At 59.8% G+C, this 17,571-nt stretch carries 13 protein-coding genes; 8 read left to right on the top strand and 5 right to left on the bottom strand.

Features of this window, described 5'->3' with window-relative positions:
* The first annotated feature begins 254 nt into the window (after positions 1–254).
* Complete coding sequence (locus tag NHU87_RS08640; protein ID WP_437180828.1) at positions 255–2,156, top strand: potassium transporter Kup; 1,902 nt, start codon at positions 255–257, stop codon at positions 2,154–2,156.
* 109 nt (positions 2,157–2,265) lie between these two features.
* On the opposite strand, the gene mhpT is transcribed toward NHU87_RS08640, so the two are convergent.
* Entirely contained in the window at positions 2,266–3,483 is a 1,218-nt protein-coding gene (gene mhpT / locus NHU87_RS08635; protein WP_253547439.1) for a 3-(3-hydroxy-phenyl)propionate transporter MhpT, read from the bottom strand.
* A 335-nt stretch (positions 3,484–3,818) separates the two neighbouring features.
* On the opposite strand from mhpT, the gene NHU87_RS08630 reads away from it, so the two are divergent.
* Positions 3,819–5,111 (top strand): OprD family porin, encoded by a 1,293-nt coding sequence (locus NHU87_RS08630; RefSeq protein ID WP_253547437.1) that lies wholly within the window; start codon positions 3,819–3,821, stop codon positions 5,109–5,111.
* Between the two features lie 179 nt (positions 5,112–5,290).
* Here the strand turns inward: NHU87_RS08630 and NHU87_RS08625 are convergent, their stop codons facing one another.
* The gene (locus tag NHU87_RS08625; RefSeq protein ID WP_253547435.1) at positions 5,291–5,779 is read right to left on the bottom strand and encodes a MarR family winged helix-turn-helix transcriptional regulator; all 489 of its coding nucleotides are present in this window, start codon (positions 5,777–5,779) and stop codon (positions 5,291–5,293) included.
* 425 nt (positions 5,780–6,204) lie between these two features.
* Here NHU87_RS08625 and NHU87_RS08620 point away from each other — a divergent pair, with 425 nt between their 5' ends.
* From NHU87_RS08620 to NHU87_RS08605, 4 genes are all read left to right on the top strand, one after another.
* Positions 6,205–7,035 (top strand): p-hydroxycinnamoyl CoA hydratase/lyase, encoded by an 831-nt coding sequence (locus NHU87_RS08620; RefSeq protein WP_017847933.1) that lies wholly within the window; start codon positions 6,205–6,207, stop codon positions 7,033–7,035.
* A 127-nt stretch (positions 7,036–7,162) separates the two neighbouring features.
* Positions 7,163–8,611, top strand: a complete 1,449-nt coding sequence (locus tag NHU87_RS08615; RefSeq protein ID WP_253547433.1) for an aldehyde dehydrogenase — start codon at positions 7,163–7,165, stop codon at positions 8,609–8,611.
* A 143-nt stretch (positions 8,612–8,754) separates the two neighbouring features.
* Complete coding sequence (locus NHU87_RS08610) at positions 8,755–10,632, top strand: feruloyl-CoA synthase (protein ID WP_253547431.1); 1,878 nt, start codon at positions 8,755–8,757, stop codon at positions 10,630–10,632.
* Positions 10,633–10,846: 214 nt separating this feature from the next.
* Positions 10,847–11,560 carry a GntR family transcriptional regulator gene (locus tag NHU87_RS08605; protein ID WP_038983134.1) on the top strand — a complete coding sequence of 238 codons (714 nt, stop codon included), beginning with the start codon at positions 10,847–10,849 and terminating at the stop codon, positions 11,558–11,560.
* A 6-nt stretch (positions 11,561–11,566) separates the two neighbouring features.
* On the opposite strand, the gene NHU87_RS08600 is transcribed toward NHU87_RS08605, so the two are convergent.
* Together NHU87_RS08600 and NHU87_RS08595 are read right to left on the bottom strand one after the other, a co-directional pair.
* Entirely contained in the window at positions 11,567–12,517 is a 951-nt protein-coding gene (locus tag NHU87_RS08600) for a PDR/VanB family oxidoreductase (protein WP_253547429.1), read from the bottom strand.
* Positions 12,514–13,560, bottom strand: coding sequence for an aromatic ring-hydroxylating oxygenase subunit alpha (locus tag NHU87_RS08595; protein ID WP_253547427.1), 1,047 nt, complete (start codon positions 13,558–13,560; stop codon positions 12,514–12,516). The genes NHU87_RS08600 and NHU87_RS08595 overlap by 4 nt, the downstream gene beginning before the upstream one ends.
* Before the next feature lie 252 nt (positions 13,561–13,812).
* On the opposite strand from NHU87_RS08595, the gene nspC reads away from it, so the two are divergent.
* Positions 13,813–14,910, top strand: a complete 1,098-nt coding sequence (nspC, locus tag NHU87_RS08590) for a carboxynorspermidine decarboxylase (protein WP_253547425.1) — start codon at positions 13,813–13,815, stop codon at positions 14,908–14,910.
* Positions 14,911–14,937: 27 nt separating this feature from the next.
* Positions 14,938–16,173 (top strand): saccharopine dehydrogenase family protein, encoded by a 1,236-nt coding sequence (locus NHU87_RS08585; protein ID WP_253547423.1) that lies wholly within the window; start codon positions 14,938–14,940, stop codon positions 16,171–16,173.
* 384 nt (positions 16,174–16,557) lie between these two features.
* On the opposite strand, the gene NHU87_RS08580 is transcribed toward NHU87_RS08585, so the two are convergent.
* A complete protein-coding gene (locus NHU87_RS08580; RefSeq protein ID WP_253547421.1) occupies positions 16,558–17,238 on the bottom strand; it encodes a class I SAM-dependent methyltransferase in 681 nt (226 codons plus the stop codon).
* Positions 17,239–17,571 lie beyond the last annotated feature (333 nt).

Raw genomic sequence — 17,571 nt, 5'->3', positions numbered from 1 at the left:
CGGGCGAGGTCGCCTGACGCAGACAGCACCAGATTTCGAGGAGCTACGCGGGAGGTGAGTTCTGGGCGTCGTTTTAGATACGATGTTACTCACCTGAATTTTTACGATTTTTTTACGGTAGGTGTTTTTACCTGCACCGATACTGGCTGCGATTTTCCAGATCCTCTATATGCCTTGCAGTTCCCATGGCACTGGCAAATCGTATCGCCCAAGGACGGCATGCACTTCCCCTGGCAATTTCAGAGATCCGACCCTTGAGTGAAACAATGACCGGTGCACACGAAGACTCCCATTCCAAAACATCAGGAGTGGGGTTGCTCATCGCGGCTGTCGGAGTGGTTTACGGGGACATTGGCACTAGTCCTCTATACACCCTCAAAGAAGTGTTTGCCGGTCATTACGGTGTTCAGGCCAACCACGATGGCGTGTTGGGCATTCTGTCGATGATATTTTGGTCATTGATCTGGGTGGTTTCGATCAAGTACGTGCTGTTTATTCTTCGCGCCAACAACCAGGGCGAAGGCGGCATCATGGCGCTGACGGCATTGGCTCGTCGGGCGGCCGCTCCCTATCCGTACATGAGTAAAGTACTCGTTCTGCTGGGTCTCTTTGGTGCGGCACTTTTTTACGGGGACAGCATGATCACACCGGCCATTTCGGTGCTCTCTGCGGTTGAGGGACTGCAGTTGGCGTTTGACGGAATCGAGCACTGGGTTGTGCCGTTGTCCGTGATCGTGCTGGTGGCGCTGTTCTTGATACAGAAACACGGCACGGCTCGCATCGGTATCCTGTTCGGCCCCGTGATGGTGTTGTGGTTTGTCGTGTTAGGTGCGCTGGGGATCTATGGCATCTTGCAGCGTCCGGAAGTACTGCAAGCACTCAATCCTTCATGGGCAGTAAATTTCTTCGTCGTTCATCCGGGCATTGGCGTGGCCATTCTAGGCGCCGTGGTGTTGGCATTAACGGGCGCCGAAGCGCTGTATGCCGACATGGGCCACTTCGGTCGCAAGCCCATTGCCCGCGCCTGGTTCATTTTGGTATTGCCGGGACTGGTACTTAATTATTTTGGCCAAGGTGCCTTGATCCTCGAGAACCCGGAGGCGGTGCGCAATCCGTTTTATCTGCTCGCGCCTGGCTGGGCACTGCTGCCGATGGTCGCGCTCTCCACACTGGCCACCATCATCGCTTCCCAAGCCGTGATCTCCGGCGCGTTCTCCCTGACCCACCAGGCCATCCAGCTTGGCTATGTTCCTCGCATGTTTATCCAGCACACCTCCAGCCAGGAGCAGGGGCAGATTTACATCGGTACCGTTAACTGGGCGTTGATGGTCGGTGTTGTTCTACTGGTGATTGGCTTCGAATCGTCCAGTGCTTTGGCCGCAGCCTATGGCGTCGCTGTGACGGGGACCATGTTCATCACAACCATCCTGTCCTCGGCGGTCGTCCTGCTGCTATGGAAAACGCCGCGCTGGCTGGCGATTCCGATGCTGCTCGGTTTTCTGCTGGTAGACAGTCTGTACTTTGCGGCCAATGCACCGAAGATCTTCCAGGGCGGTGCGTTCCCGGTGATTGCGGGTATTGGCCTGTTCATTTTGATGACCACCTGGAAACGGGGTCGGAAGATCATTGTTGAACGGTTGGACGAAACTGCGCTGCCTCTGCCGTTATTCATCAGCAGCATAGGCTCGCAACCACCCCATCGCGTGCAGGGTACCGCAGTATTTCTGACGGCCAGGACTGATGCTGTTCCGCATGCGTTGCTGCACAACCTGTTGCATAACCAGGTGCTGCACGAACAGGTGGTATTACTCACCGTGGTGTCTGAAGACAGCCCTCGGGTGAGTGCTGACCGACGGTTTGAGGTTGAAGCCTATGGTGAAGGCTTCTTCCGGGTCAGTCTGCACTTTGGCTTTATCGAGGAGCCCGATGTGCCCCTGGCATTGAGTCTCTGTCACTTGGCTGAGCTGGATTTCAGTCCGATGCGCACGACCTATTTCCTGAGCCGAGAGACAGTTGTCCCAACCAAACGCATGGGTATGGCGCGCTGGCGAGAAACGCTGTTCGCGTTTTTGCTCAAGAACGCCAATAGCAACCTGAAATACTTCAAGTTGCCGTTGAATCGGGTGATAGAACTGGGCACACAGGTTGAGATGTAAGAATTATCACGGGCTGACGCAATGCCACAGGCGCTATCAGTCCATCGTTCGTTTGCGAATGGTTGTGATGCCTGTTGTTGTATTCGGTCCTGCCATGGGCACTTAGGCATCAGGCCTTGGCCTTATCCATCGATACAGTCAGCGGAGCCGAACGGGAAATCACGCTGATGATGGTCAGTGCTGCAATCACCAACCCGGGGGAGGTCGCCAGCAATACCCCGGTGGTGCCGGCGCCAGCCGCCAGAATCTGCCCCGCGGCCAACGGCCCGGCCACCGATCCCAGGCGGCCGATGGCCACCGCCGCGCCGACGCCGGTGGCACGCACTGAAGTCGGGTACGACGGTGGTGCCAGCGCGTAAAGCACCAGTTGCGCAGCCATCACAAACAACCCTGCGGCAAACCCGGCGATGCCCATAGGGACAATGCCCACCGACAATCCGACCCCGGCCAGCGCCACCAGCAATCCGGCATAGACAAACAACACGACCTTGATGCCGTTACAGCGATCCAGCAGCACTCCGCCGAGCAGAGAACCGAGGGCGCCGCCGATATTGAACAGCATCTGCACCAGGCCAGCCTGGGGTTTGCTGAAACCCTGTTCCAGCAGCAGTGATGGCAGCCAGTTGAGCAGCATGTACATCACGGTCAGGGTGAAGAAGTAACTCAGCCACAACGCCAGGGTGACGCGAGCCCGGCCTTCGCCGAACAGTGCACGGCCGGTCGAAGCGCGCACTACGCTGGCGATGCCTTGTTGCTGGCGAAAGGCGCTGGACTCAGGCAGCAGCAGAATCATCAGCGGTACCACCAGCAAGGGTGCGAGACCGCCGATGATAAAGGTCGTCTGCCAATGATCGGTGAACAGCATGGCGACCACCGCCGCCAGTGCTCCACCCAATGGCACGCCGGCATACATGATGCTGATGGCGGTACCACGGCGTTGTTCACCCACGGCTTCGGCGCACAGGGCGATCAGGTTGGGCAGGGCGGCGCCCAGGCCCAGGCCGGTCATGAAACGCGCCAGCAGCAGGCCGGAGAAAGTGCTGACGTAGGCGGTGCTGAGCGAGAACACGCCGAACAGCAGCACGGCGCCGATGAGGATTTTCTTGCGACCGATGCGATCGGCAATCCAGCCGCCAAAGAAGGCGCCCGGGAGCAAGCCGATGATGCCGGTACTGAACACCCAGCCCATCATTTTCGGGTCCAGGGCAAAGGTCTGGCGCAGGCCCGCGGCGGCAGTGCCGGCAGCTTGCAGGTCGAAGCCTTCGATCAATGCAACGATAAAACACAGGGCAATGGTCAGCGTCGTACGACGTGATGGGGTGTCCATGGCGAACCTCATTATTGTTTTTGTTGGTGTGCTGACGGGTGAACGCGAGCCTGCCCGCATCAAGCGATGACAGGCTGGAATTAAGATTAACAAAGATAACTAAAAAATGAACGGTCAAGGTTTATGGTCAATAAACGGCGTTAATCGCATTAAAATCAATGTCATAAGGGGTACTGGAGGTTCGATTGGAAAAATAGATAAGAATATTAATGTTCGTTTATCGGTCATTATGGATTGACGCCACCCCTTGGCTGTTTCCATTCTCTGGCTGTAGATCACTGGGGCCACCCGGCAATCTCGTTCAAAAAAACAACAACAATAAGTGGACATCGAACATGCCAAAGCTCCCTCGGGACGCCCTTGCGGCGACCTCAGCCTTACTGGCCCTGTCGGGCTTGAGTGTGATTGCCTCCCCGGCGCTGGCTGAAGGTTTTATCGACGACAGCCATGGCACCTTGACCTTGCGCAATTACTACCTGGATCGCGACTACAAGGATGACGGGGCGAAAACCGCGGCCAGGGAATGGGCTCAGGGTTTCATCATGAATGTGGAGTCGGGCTTTACCCCGGGGACTGTCGGCTTCGGACTGGATGCCCGCGGACTGATGGGGGTGAAGCTGGACTCGTCGCCGGACCGCAGCGGCACCGAATTGCTGCCGGTATCCAGCAGCGACAAGCGCGCGGCGGACGAGTATTCGCGCTTGGCCATGACCGCCAAGATGCGTTTTGCCCAGACCACGGTGAAGACCGGCGATGTGTCGATCTTCCTGCCGTTCGCTTTCGCCAGCCCGTCGCGGCTCTTGCCGCAGACTTTTCGCGGCACCACCCTCAGCTCAAAGGACATCGATGGACTGACCCTCAATACCGGCTACATCGATCGCATCAACAAGCGTGATTCCACCGACTACCAGCCAATGAGCATCGCCTCGCCGAACCGGCGTTTCAACGGCGCGGCCACCTCATCGCATATGGCCTATGTCGGCGGCGATTATCAGGTGAACAAGGACCTTAGCCTGCGTGCCTATCACGCCGAAGTGGCGGACCTGTACCAACAAAACACCCTGGCCTTGCTGCACAATCTGCCGGTGGGCGAGGGCGTGTTTACCACTGACCTGCGCAGTTTTTTCAGCGACGAAGAGGGTAGCGCCAAGGCTGGCAAGGTGGACAACCGCAACCTGTCGGCGCTGTTCGGCTATCGTTTTGGCGGTCATCGTCTGAGCTTGGGTTATATGCACGCCAGTGGCGATACGGCGACGCCTTATGTGTCAGGCACCGAGTTGATGGGCATGAGCGAGCTGACCATGAGTTCGGACTTTCTCAATGCCAAGGAGCGGACGTGGCAAGCGATGTACGACTATGACTTCACCGCCGTCGGGGTGCCCGGGCTGAAGAGTCGGTTGCGTTATGTGCGCGGTGACCATATCGAGCTGACGGCGCTGAATGCCGAGGACCGCAAGGAACGGGAATTCCAGATGGAGCTGGGGTATGTGATCCAGAGTGGCCCGCTGAAGAACGTCGGGCTGATGGCGCGCAAGTCGATTTATCGCAATGACTTTCCCGCCGGCGCGGCGTTTCGCGATGAAAACCAGACCCGCTTTCTGGTGCTTTACACCTTGCCGATCTGGTAAGCCTGTCATGAGCAGGTCTCTACACAATCTCCCGTAGGAGCTGGCGAAGCCTGCGATCTTTTGATTTTGATGGCCGAGGGACCGCTGAAGAACAAAAGATCGCAGCCTTCGGCAGCTCCTACGGTAAGCCGGCAAGGCTAAGGCCGGCCGTTCCCCAGGAACGCGCCGGCGTTGGCGTTTCAGGCCTGATAGACCTTCTTCAGCAACCTGAGCAGTTCTTCGCGTTCCTGGCTGTCGAGGTTGGACGTTGCATCCATGTCGCTCTCGGCAGCGATCTGCTTCAATTCCTTGAGCAGCGTCTCGCCGGTCTTGCTGAGAAAAATCCCGTAGGAGCGCTTGTCCGGTTTGCAGCGGACCCGCACCGCCAATGCCCGGCTTTCCAGTTTGTTCAGCAGCGGCACCACCTGCGGTGGCTCGATGGTCAAGGCCTTGGCCAGGTCGGCCTGCATCAGCCCGGGGTTTTGGTCGATGATCGCCAGGGCCGAGAACTGGGCTGGTCGCAAGTCGTGGGCCGAGAGCCGGCCGATCAGGTTCTGAAACAGTTTCAGCTGCGCCCGGCGCAGGGCGTAACCGATCAGATCGTCCAGGGCTGAATCCAGCGGCGCCTGGGTTTCGGCGCTGTCGGCAGTGGCCTCGGGGGCGGCGGCAATCTTGGAAGACTTGGCCATTGCAGGGTGAATCCTCAGCTGGCGGTTAAGAAGACTATCTAGTTTGCCGAGATTGGCCGGGGATAGCCATGGCCTCTTTCAGATCTCTGGGCGTTGCGTCTAATGCCAGTCAGTTCAGCCGCGACGCACTCTTTGTAGCAGCTGCCGAGCCCGCGAGGCTGCGTTCGGCTGCGAAGCAGTCGTATGTTCTGTTGACGCGGCCGGCCTGACGCACCGCGGGTTCTGATTTTACGACTGCTACGCAGCCGAACGCAGGCTTCGCCAGCTGCTACAGATCGCAATACGGCTTAACTGAATCGCATTGGGTGTTGCACCTGTTATCAGGGCGAAAAAATTTGGTTAATTTCATTAATAGTTAATTGACATAACTAATGTTGGGGTTTAGTTTTTGCTCATCTTCAAGCCAAGAACAAGAGAGCATCGCCATGAGCAATTACGAGGGTCGCTGGACAACGGTCAAAGTGGAAATCGAGGAAGGCATTGCCTGGGTCATCCTCAACCGCCCGGAAAAACGCAACGCCATGAGCCCGACGCTGAACCGCGAGATGATCGACGTTCTGGAAACCCTGGAGCAGGATCCGGACGCCGGTGTGCTGGTGCTGACCGGTGCGGGCGAAGCCTGGACCGCCGGCATGGACCTCAAGGAATACTTCCGCGAAGTGGACGCTGGCCCGGAAATCCTTCAGGAAAAAATCCGCCGCGAAGCCTCTCAATGGCAATGGAAACTGCTGCGCATGTACGCCAAGCCGACCATCGCCATGGTCAACGGTTGGTGCTTCGGTGGTGGTTTCAGCCCGCTGGTGGCCTGTGACCTGGCGATCTGCGCCGATGAAGCGACCTTCGGCCTGTCGGAAATCAACTGGGGCATCCCGCCAGGCAATCTCGTGAGCAAAGCCATGGCCGACACCGTGGGCCATCGCCAGTCGCTGTACTACATCATGACCGGCAAGACCTTTGGCGGGCAGAAAGCCGCCGAGATGGGCCTGGTCAACGAGAGCGTACCTCTTGCGCAACTGCGTGAAGTGACGATCGAGCTGGCGCGTAACCTGCTGGAGAAAAACCCGGTGGTGCTGCGGGCGGCCAAGCACGGCTTCAAGCGTTGCCGCGAACTGACCTGGGAGCAGAACGAAGATTACCTCTACGCCAAACTCGATCAGTCGCGCCTGCTGGACACCGAAGGTGGCCGCGAGCAGGGCATGAAGCAGTTCCTCGACGACAAGAGCATCAAGCCTGGTTTGCAGACATACAAACGCTGAAGCTGGCGTTGCATCAAGGCGAGCTGGCCGGGCGATCGAGCGTCCGCCAGCTGTTCGCCCCGGCGCCCCGGCGCTACTGTGAGCCCCTCGAACGTATTCCCGATAAAGACAATAAAGAGGAATCACCATGCTGGACGTGCCCCTGCTGATCGGCGGCCAGTCGTGCCCCGCCCGAGACGGTCGAACCTTCGAACGGCGTAATCCGGTGACCGGCGAAGTCGTGTCGCGGGTTGCCGCCGCCACCCTGGAAGATGCCGACGCCGCCGTGGCCGCGGCCAAAGCGGCATTCCCCGCCTGGGCGGCCCTGACTCCCAATGAACGACGCACCCGGCTGCTGCGTGCGGCCGAGCAGTTGCAGGCCCGCAGCGCGGAATTCATCGCGGCGGCGGGCGAGACCGGCGCCATGGCCAACTGGTACGGCTTCAATGTGCATCTGGCGTCCAACATGCTGCGCGAAGCCGCGTGCATGACCACCCAGATCACCGGCGAAATCATTCCCTCCGATGTGCCCAGCAGCTTCGCCATGGCCTTGCGTCAACCCTGCGGCGTGGTGCTGGGTATCGCGCCTTGGAACGCCCCGGCGATCCTCGCCACCCGCGCCATCGCCATGCCGTTGGCCTGCGGCAATACCGTGGTGCTCAAGGCCTCGGAGCTGAGCCCGGCGGTGCACCGGCTGATCGGCCAGGTGTTGCAAGACTCCGGCCTCGGTGATGGCGTGGTCAATGTCATCAGCAACGCGCCTCAGGATGCCGCGGCGATTGTCGAGCGGCTGATCGCCAACCCGGCGGTGCGACGGGTCAACTTCACCGGCTCGACTCATGTCGGGCGCATCGTCGGTGAATTGTCGGCGCGTCATCTCAAACCGGCGTTGCTGGAACTGGGCGGCAAGGCGCCGTTCCTGGTGTTGGAGGATGCAGACCTGGATGCGGCGGTGGAGGCTGCGGCCTTCGGCGCCTTCTTCAATCAGGGGCAGATCTGCATGTCCACCGAGCGCCTGATCGTCGATGCCAAAGTGGCCGATGCCTTTGTCGCCAAACTCGCGGCGAAGATCGCCACCTTGCCTGCCGGCAACCCCAACGCCGAAGGTTCGGTCCTCGGTTCTCTGGTGGACAGCAGCGCCGGTGAACGCATCAAGCTGTTGATCGACGATGCCCTCGACAAGGGCGCCACCCTGGTCGCGGGCGGTCAGCTGGAGGGCAGCATTTTGCAGCCGACCTTGCTCGACGGCGTCACCGATGCCATGCGCCTGTACCGCGAAGAGTCCTTCGGCCCGGTGGCGGTGGTGTTGCGCGGCGAGGGCGATGAAGCACTGCTGCACCTGGCCAACGATTCCGAGTTCGGTCTGTCGGCGGCGATCTTCAGCCGTGACACCGGCCGTGCTCTGGCCCTGGCCCAGCGAGTCGAGTCAGGCATCTGCCATATCAACGGCCCGACCGTGCACGACGAGGCGCAGATGCCCTTCGGCGGAGTCAAGTCCAGCGGCTATGGCAGTTTTGGCGGCAAGGCGTCTATCGAGCACTTCACCCAGTTACGCTGGGTGACCTTGCAGAACGGACCGCGGCACTACCCGATCTGAGTAGCCTTCGCAGCGCCGGGCGACGAACGCTTGAGAGTGATTGCCGCCCGCGTGCGGGCCAGACATAACAATAACAAGGCTGCCATGCCCCGGTTGATCGCTTCCCGGCGGACCGGTGGCATGCCTTGATGGAGAGCAAGCACGTGAGTTCCGAATTCAGATCGCCAACCCAGACCGACGCTAATGCGCCGCGCTATCGCCAAGTGTCCATCGGTCATCCTGCGGTCGAGGTCAGCGAAGAGCAGGGCATTCTGCAGATGCGCTCTCTGGAACCCTTGGCCAAGTTGCCCAATCGCTTGCTCGATCGCCTGGTGCATTGGGCCCATGTGCGCCCGCAACAGACCTTTATCGCGGCTCGCCAGAACGGCGGCGACTGGCGCCGGGTGAGTTACGCCGAGATGCTGACCAGCGTCCGTGCCATTGCCCAACGCCTGCTCAATTATGGGCTTTCGGCCGAGCGACCGCTGGCGATCCTCTCGGGCAACGACATCGAGCATTTGCAGATTGCCTTGGGCGCGATGTATGCCGGGATTCCTTACAGCCCGGTTTCTCCTGCCTATTCGTTGTTGTCCCAGGATTTCGCCAAGCTGAAGCATGTCTGCAATCTGCTGCAACCGGGCCTGGTGTTCGTCAGCGACGCCGCGGCCTATCAGCGGGCGATCGATGCGGTGCTGCCGGCCGAAACGCCGCTGATCACCGTGCACGGTCAAATCCCCGGCCGCAATCAGGCGAGTTTTGCCAGCCTGTTGGAGCAGCCCGGCGGTGCCGAGGCCGATTGTGCTTTCACGGCTACCGGGCCGGACAGCATTGCCAAGTTCCTGTTTACCTCAGGCTCCACCAAGCTGCCGAAGGCCGTGATCACCACCCAGCGCATGCTCTGCGCCAACCAGCAGATGCTGTTGCAGACCTTCCCGGTGTTCGGCGAAGAACCACCGGTGCTGGTGGATTGGCTGCCGTGGAATCACACCTTCGGCGGCAGTCACAACGTCGGCATCGTGCTGTACAACGGCGGCACTTTTTACCTGGACGACGGCAAGCCGACCGTCCAGGGGTTTGCTGAGACTCTGCGCAACCTCAAGGAAATATCGCCCACGGCGTACCTCACTGTGCCCAAGGGCTGGGAAGAGCTGGTCAACGCGCTGGAGCAGGACGAAGAGTTGCGCGAATGTTTCTTCTCGCGCATGAAGCTGTTCTTCTTCGCGGCCGCCGGTTTGTCCCAACGCGTTTGGGATCGCCTGGATCGTATCGCCGAACAGCATTGTGGCGAACGCATTCGCATGATGGCCGGGCTCGGCATGACCGAGGCGGCACCGTCCTGCACGTTCACCACCGGGCCACTGTCCATGGCCGGTTACATTGGCCTGCCGGCACCCGGTTGCGAAGTGCGGCTAGTGCCGGTGGACGGCAAGCTGGAGGGACGTTTTCGCGGGCCGCACATCATGCCGGGTTACTGGCGTGCGCCACAGCAGACCGCCGAAGTGTTCGACGAGCAGGGCTTCTACTGTTCCGGCGACGCATTGAAACTGGCCGACGCCCGCGATCCACAACTGGGGCTGATGTTCGACGGGCGCATCGCCGAAGACTTCAAACTGAGCTCCGGCGTGTTTGTCAGCGTCGGCCCGTTGCGCAATCGCGCGGTGATCGAAGGTTCGCCCTATGTTCAGGACTTGGTGGTGGCGGCGCCGGATCGCGAGTGCCTGGGTGCGCTGGTCTTTCCCCGGCTATATGAATGCCGACGCCTGGCCGGCTTGAGCCCACACGCCAGCGACGCCGAGGTTCTGGCCAGCGCGCCGGTGCGTCAGTGGTTCGGCGATTGGCTGCAACGGCTCAACCGCGACGCCACCGGGAATGCCAGCCGCCTGGAATGGATCGCGCTGCTCGACGAACCCGCCTCCATCGACCGCGGTGAAATCACCGACAAGGGCTCGATCAACCAGCGCGCGGTGCTGCAGTGGCGCGCCGACAAAGTCGAGGCGCTGTATCGCGGCGAAGAACCTTCTATCTTGCGTGCCGGGCGATAAAACACAGCTAAGGTCAAAAGATCGCAGCCTTCGGCAGCTCCTACGGGGTGCGTGGTGAATCCCGATAATCGGGGTGAACACGCTCCATGTAGGAGCTGCCGAAGGCTGCGATCTTTTGCTGTTTGAGCGACCTGACAAATCCGCAAAGAGCGCCCTGCAGTTAGCTCAAACCTTGCGTTACTATGGTGACCCACCTTTTCTGGAAGTTGCCTGGATGAGTAAGCCCGGTCAAACGGTGCTGGTCGCGTTGCGCAAGATGATCGCCTCGGGCGAGCTGGCGGCTGGCGAGCGCTTGATGGAAATTCCCACGGCGCAATTGTTCGGTGTTTCGCGAATGCCGGTGCGCATGGCGTTCCGCACGCTGGAGCAGGAAGGCTTGCTGGTGCGCTTTGGCGGGCGCGGGTTTCAGGTGCGTTCGGTCAGCCCCGATGACATTGCCGGTGCGGTTGAAGTGCGGGGTGTACTCGAAGGCCTGGCGGCGCGCCAGACCGCCGAGCGCGGGCTATCGGACGAGGCCCGGGCGACCCTTGAACAGTGCCTGATGCAAGGTGATCAGCTGTTCGACAAGGGGTTTGTGACCATCGAGGACCTGGAGGTCTACCACGACCTCAACATGCGTTTTCACGAAGTGATTGTCGAAGGCAGCCACAACCCGGCCATCGCCGACGCCCTGGCGCGCAATGACCACCTGCCGTTTGCGTCGGTGACAGCCCTGGCAGTGGACCGCAACGACATGGTCCGGGAATATCGGCGTTTCAACTATGCCCATATGCAACACCATTCGGTGTTCGATGCTTTGGTCAACCGCCAGGGCGCACGTGCCGAAGCGATCATGCGCGAGCACGCCAACGCCACGTTGCGTTATGCCGAGATATTCGGCTCGGCGACGGCCGAAGAGCGGATGAAGGTGATTCTCCGCTCGGAGTGATGCCCTTCAGATATCCAGCACCAGCAGCGGCGTTTTCGAACGCGAGCAGCAGGGGGTGAACTGGTCGTTGAGGGCTTGTTCATCCTCGGTGAGGAACAGGTCGCGATGTTCCGGCACACCCTCCAGCACCCGCGTCAGGCAGGTGCCGCAAATCCCTTGCTCGCAAGACATGGCAATCTCGATGCCATGGCTTTCCAGAACCTGCACCACGGACCTGTCTGCCGGGATCTCGAAGACTTGGCCGGTGCTGCCGACCTTGACTGAAAAACTGCCATCGTTGCTGCTGTCGACCGGTGCCGCGGCGAAGTACTCGCGATGCAGGCAGTCTTCCTGCCAACCCTCGGCCTTGGCCGTGTCCAGCACATGCTGCATAAAACCGCCGGGGCCACACACATATAAATGAACGTCATTGAGTGGCGTGGCCAGGACCTTGGCCGCGTCCAGCGCAGTCTCGGGTTCCTGATCGAAATGCAGGAATACCCGGTCGGCAAATGGCGAGTGTTGCAGGCGTTCGACAAAGGCCGCGCGCTCTCGAGAACGGGCGCAGTAGTGCAGCTCGAAATCCGCGCCACTGTGGGCCAGGCGCTCGGCCATGCAGAGGATTGGGGTAATGCCGATACCGCCGGCAAAGAGCAGGCTGCGCCTGGCTTCATGGGCCAACGGAAACAGGTTGCGCGGCTCACCGATAGACAGCCGCGTGCCGGGGTGGATCTGCTCGTGCATGGCCAGCGAACCGCCGCGAGAGGTCGGGTCGTTGAGCACGCCGATCAGGTAGCGATGGCGTTCCTCGGGGTGGTTGCACAGGGAGTATTGCCGGATCAAGCCGCCGGGCAGGTGCACATCGATATGGGCGCCGGCGCTGAAGGTCGGTAGCGGTCGATCATCGACACTGGCCAGCTCGTAGCTGCAGATGTCCTGGGCTTCGTTGTTGCGCGATACCACCAGCACTTCGATCATGCCATTGACTCCTGCGGCGTTTGTTCCCGGGCGATAAGGCGCTCCAGAACACGGCGCGACTGCACGCCGCCAGCGTCGATATTGAGCTTGAGCAAGTTGCGTTGGGGATGGCTGAGCAGATTCTGTTGCTGGCGTTCGAGCATCTCCAGGTCTTCGCTGAAAATCTTGCCCTGACCCTCGCGAATACTCGCGGTCAAGGCTTCATCCTGCGGGTTGAAATTGCGCGCCATGCCCCAGAAGTACCAGATCGAGGTGTCGGTTTGCGGCGTGATGAAATCGACGACGATGCTCGAGGCCTTGAACTGTTGGGGGGCGTGATAACCGCCTTTGCCGGCATGGGCCACACCGACTTCGATCAGCACATGACTGGGCGGGGTGAAGCGGCAGATCTGCCAGCGATCCACGGGCACATCGTCGGCCAGGTTATTGCCGCGCAGAGCCATGCGCCAGAAGGGCGGGGCCATGATGTTTTCCATGTGGCGGGCGGTGACTACCTCGTCGCCGTCGACCGTGGTCACCGGCGGAGCTTCGTCGATTTCCTTCTGGCCGATGCTGGACGCGTGAACGTAGGTTTCGTGAGTCAGGTCCATCAGGTTGTCGATCATCAGGCGATAGTCGCACTGGATGTGGAACAGGCCACCGCCGTAGGCCCATTCATCGCTGACCGCCCATTCCAGGTGATGGATCAGCGCCGGGTCGGTTAACGCCTGATCGCCGGGCCAGACCCAGATAAATCCGTAACGCTCGACCACGGCGAATGCCTTGTTGCACGGAAAGCCGCGAACCCGCTGCCCGGGCATTTCCACAGTCTTGCCGTCGCAGCCCATCACCAGGCCGTGATAGCCGCACACCAGATTGCCGTTTTCCACATAGCCCAAAGACAGCGGTGCGCCGCGATGGGGGCAGAAGTCCTCGACAGCTACCACCTTGCCTTCGTGCCCGCGGTAAAAAACCATCTTTTCACCACAGATCTGACGGCCTAGCGGCTTGTCGGCGATTTCATCGGGCGTGCAGGCGACATACCAGGTGTTCTTGGGGTACATGGAGATTCTCCAAGGCTGTTTGTTGTTATGGATCCATTAATGTAGATTGTCGCCATAAATGTCAAATTTAATCCTTGTGTCACTTTTCAATGGATCCATTAGCGGGTTTGAACGGGCGCCGCCGCACTGTCGCCGGCTTCTGGATCCAATTAAGGACGTCTCAGCGAACTGCGCTCTCTGCTCTTTCGATATGTGGCCAGTGAAGGCACAATGCGCATCCTTTTTTTGGCTGGCCTTGCCGGAGGCCTCGAAATGATCAAGACGCCGTACTACCTCATCGACAAACAAAAGCTGCTGGCGAACATGCAGAAGATCGCTTATGTGCGCGAACAGTCCGGGGCGAAAGCCCTGCTGGCACTCAAGTGCTTCGCCACCTGGTCGGTGTTCGATCTGATGCAGCAATACATGGACGGCACTACCTCGTCGTCGCTCTACGAGCTCAAGCTCGGTCGACAGAAGTTCGCTGGCGAGACCCACGCCTACAGCGTGGCCTGGGCCGACGACGAGATCGAGGAGATGCTCGACAACTGCGACAAGATCATCTTCAACTCCATCGGCCAGTTGCAGCGCTACACTGAAGCTTCAGCAGGCAAGGTGCGCGGTCTGCGGGTCAATCCGCAGGTGAGCAGCTCGGATTACCTGCTAGCCGATCCGGCGCGGCCGTTCAGCCGTCTGGGCGAGTGGGATCCGGTGAAGATCGAGCAGGTCATCAAGCAGATCTCGGGCTTCATGTTCCACAACAACTGCGAGAACGCCGACTTCGGCCTGTTCGACCAGATGCTGTGCACCATCGAAGAGCGCTTCGGCCATCTGCTGCACAAGGTCGAGTGGGTCAGCCTGGGCGGCGGCATTCACTTCACCGGTGAAGGCTATGCGATCGACGAATTCTGCGCGCGGCTCAAGGCCTTTTCGCAGAAATACGGCGTGCAGGTCTACCTGGAGCCGGGCGAAGCCGCCATCACTCAGAGCGCGTCGCTGGAAGTCACCGTGCTCGACACCCTCTACAACGGCAAACACCTGGCCGTAGTGGACAGCTCCATCGAGGCGCACATGCTCGATCTGCTGATCTATCGCCTGAATGCCAAGCTGGCGCCCAGCGAAGGCGAACACACCTACATGGTTTGTGGCAAATCCTGCCTGGCCGGCGACATTTTCGGTGAGTATCAATTTGATCGTCCTCTGGCCATCGGCGATCGGCTGTCGTTCATCGACGCAGCGGGTTACACCATGGTCAAGAAGAACTGGTTCAACGGCCTGAAGATGCCGTCCATCGTAGTGAAACAACTCGATGGTAGTGTCGAGGTGGTTCGTGAGTTTGGTTACAACGACTACATGTCCAGCCTTTCGTAAGCTGGCAGAGAAGGAGAGAGAGAAAAATTGAAGAAGAACGTACTTATCATTGGTGCAGGAGGTGTCGCCAAGGTGGTGGCCCACAAGTGCGCGCAGCACAACGATGAACTCGGTCGTATTGCTATCGCGTCGCGCAACATCTCCAAATGCCAGGCCATCATCGACAGCGTCAAGGCCAAGGGCAGCCTCAAAGAGCCCGCTGACATCAAAGCCTTCTCGCTCAACGCTCTGGATGTCGAGGCGACCAAGGCGCTGATCCGCGAGACCGGATCGCAGATCGTCATCAACGTCGGTTCTGCCTTCCTCAACATGTCGGTGCTGCGTGCCTGCATCGATACCGGCGTGGCCTACCTGGACACCGCCATTCACGAAGAACCGGGCAAAATCTGCGAGACGCCGCCCTGGTATGGCAACTACGAGTGGAAGCACCTCGAGGAATGCAAAGAGAAGAACATCACCGCGATCCTCGGTGTGGGCTTCGACCCGGGTGTGGTCAACGCCTATGCAGCGTTGGCGCAACAACAGTATTTCGACCACATTGATTCGATCGATATACTCGACGTCAATGCCGGTTCCCACGGCAAATATTTCGCCACCAATTTCGATCCGGAAATCAACTTCCGCGAATTCACCGGGCAGGTGTGGAGCTGGCAGAACAGTCAGTGGACCAGCAACACCATGTTCGAAGTCAAACGCACCGACGACCTGCCGGTCGTAGGGGCCCAGAACCTGTACCTGACCGGCCACGATGAAGTGCACTCCCTGTCGAAGAACCTCGGCGTGCCCAACGTGCGTTTCTGGATGAGCTTTGGCGAGCACTACATCAATGTGTTCACCGTACTCAAGAACCTCGGCCTGCTCTCCGAGCAACCGGTCAAAACCGCTGAAGGCCTGGAAGTCGTGCCACTGAAAGTGGTCAAGGCCGTGCTCCCTGATCCGAGCTCGCTGGCGCCTGGCTACACGGGCAAGACCTGCATCGGCGACCTGGTCAAAGGCACCAAGGATGGCCAGCCGCGCGAAGTGTTCATCTACAACGTGGCCGACCACGAAGAGGCTTACGCAGAAACCGACAGCCAGGGTATTTCCTATACTGCTGGCGTGCCACCGGTGGCGGCAGCCCTGCTGGTCGCCCGTGGCGAATGGGATGTGCAGCGCATGGCCAACGTCGAGGAGCTGCCAGCCGAGCCGTTCCTCAAGGCACTGGATGTGATGGGCCTGCCGACCCGCATCAAGGACGAGAATGGAGACCGTCCCTGGAGCTGAAACGCCTGAGGCGCGCAGAATACAGGTGAAACTTGTATTTCGCTCCAAACGCAAAAACGCCGCTCTTTGAGCGGCGTTTTTGTTTGTGCGTTATTTGCTGGGCTTGCCCTTGCCTTTCTGTAGGAGCCAGGCTTGCCGGTCAGTTAAGCGAAATTTCTGTAGGAGCGAGGCTTGCCCGCGAAGAATGCACCGCGGTTTTTCAGGTATTACGCGTCATCGTTCTTCGCGGGCAAGCCTCGCTCCTACAGATTCCGCCTTAACTGACAGGCATTACGGCAAGCCTCGCTCCTACAGATTCCGCCTTAACTGACTGGCATTCCGGCAAGCCTGGCTCCTACAGGTCCGATGTGCCCTTAACTGACTGGCATTAGGGCTTGCCCCGGGTTAATCACAATCATCCTGTTGCTCAGCCACCAACAGCAACGACTGCGGTACAGGACTTTGCGGGTGTTGTGGCTCCTGCAGGCTGGCCAGCCGAAACCCGGCCATGTCCAGTGCATTGAGCCAACTGGACAACGTTCGGAAGTACCACGGCATGGGCTGCCACTGCCCCTGGAACCCAATGAAGGTCTCTTCCCGCCAACCATCCTGATAGTCGCCAGCCGCCGCGGTCCATGGATGCAGCGTCTGGATCACCAGCGCGCCGTCAGGGGCGAGCAGGGCGTTCATGGCGGCGAGCAGAGGGATGATGTTCTGGTGCAACAGGGCGAAGTTGGCGCAGATCAGGTCGTAGTTGCTGCCGATGTCCATCTTCGCCTCCACCAACTCTTCATAGCTCGCCAAATGCACCCGCGAAGAGCCCTCCGCCCGCGCCGCTTCGACCAGCGTCGCATCGCCATCCACACCGACCGCCTCTATGGCCCGCTCAGCCAGCGCCCGCAACAGCCAACCCTCGCCGCAGCCCAGGTCGAGCACACGCTCGGGTTGGCGGCCCAGTACCGCCAGCAGGATTGCCTGGTCGGTGACCTTGAGGCGGCTTTCGATGGCGCCGGTGCGGATAGCCTTGATCCAGGATTGGGCGTTGTAGTGCCAGCTCTGGAGGAGCGTGGATTCGGGGGCAGGCATTTCGATGTCCCGAGTTGTTGGGTGGATGAAAGGATAGGACAAGTGCTGTTGGCGCGCGAATGGAGAGCCGGGCGTGAGTGACGTCGTCACGTAGCGGCAAGTTTGCGCTAGTTATCGGACGATATTTCACCAGAGGCGATACGCGCAACGCGTGTCGAAATCAGACTCGTCAGTGGCGCATTCGGGCTACTGGCTTTCAAGACAAGACGCGTAAGGTGGCGCGTCACTTCATGGCGTGTGCAGCCGTGATGCCTGATTTAGAAACCCGGGAGCGTTTGAGGTGCGCCGCGTTCGGACGCGGCAACAGGGAGAAATGATGATCGCCTGACCCTC

Source organism: Pseudomonas mandelii (assembly GCF_024138395.1).
Lineage (GTDB): Bacteria > Pseudomonadota > Gammaproteobacteria > Pseudomonadales > Pseudomonadaceae > Aquipseudomonas > Aquipseudomonas mandelii_E.
The sequence above is the reverse complement of the archived record's forward strand: the minus strand, read 5'-3'. Positions and strand labels throughout refer to the sequence as shown.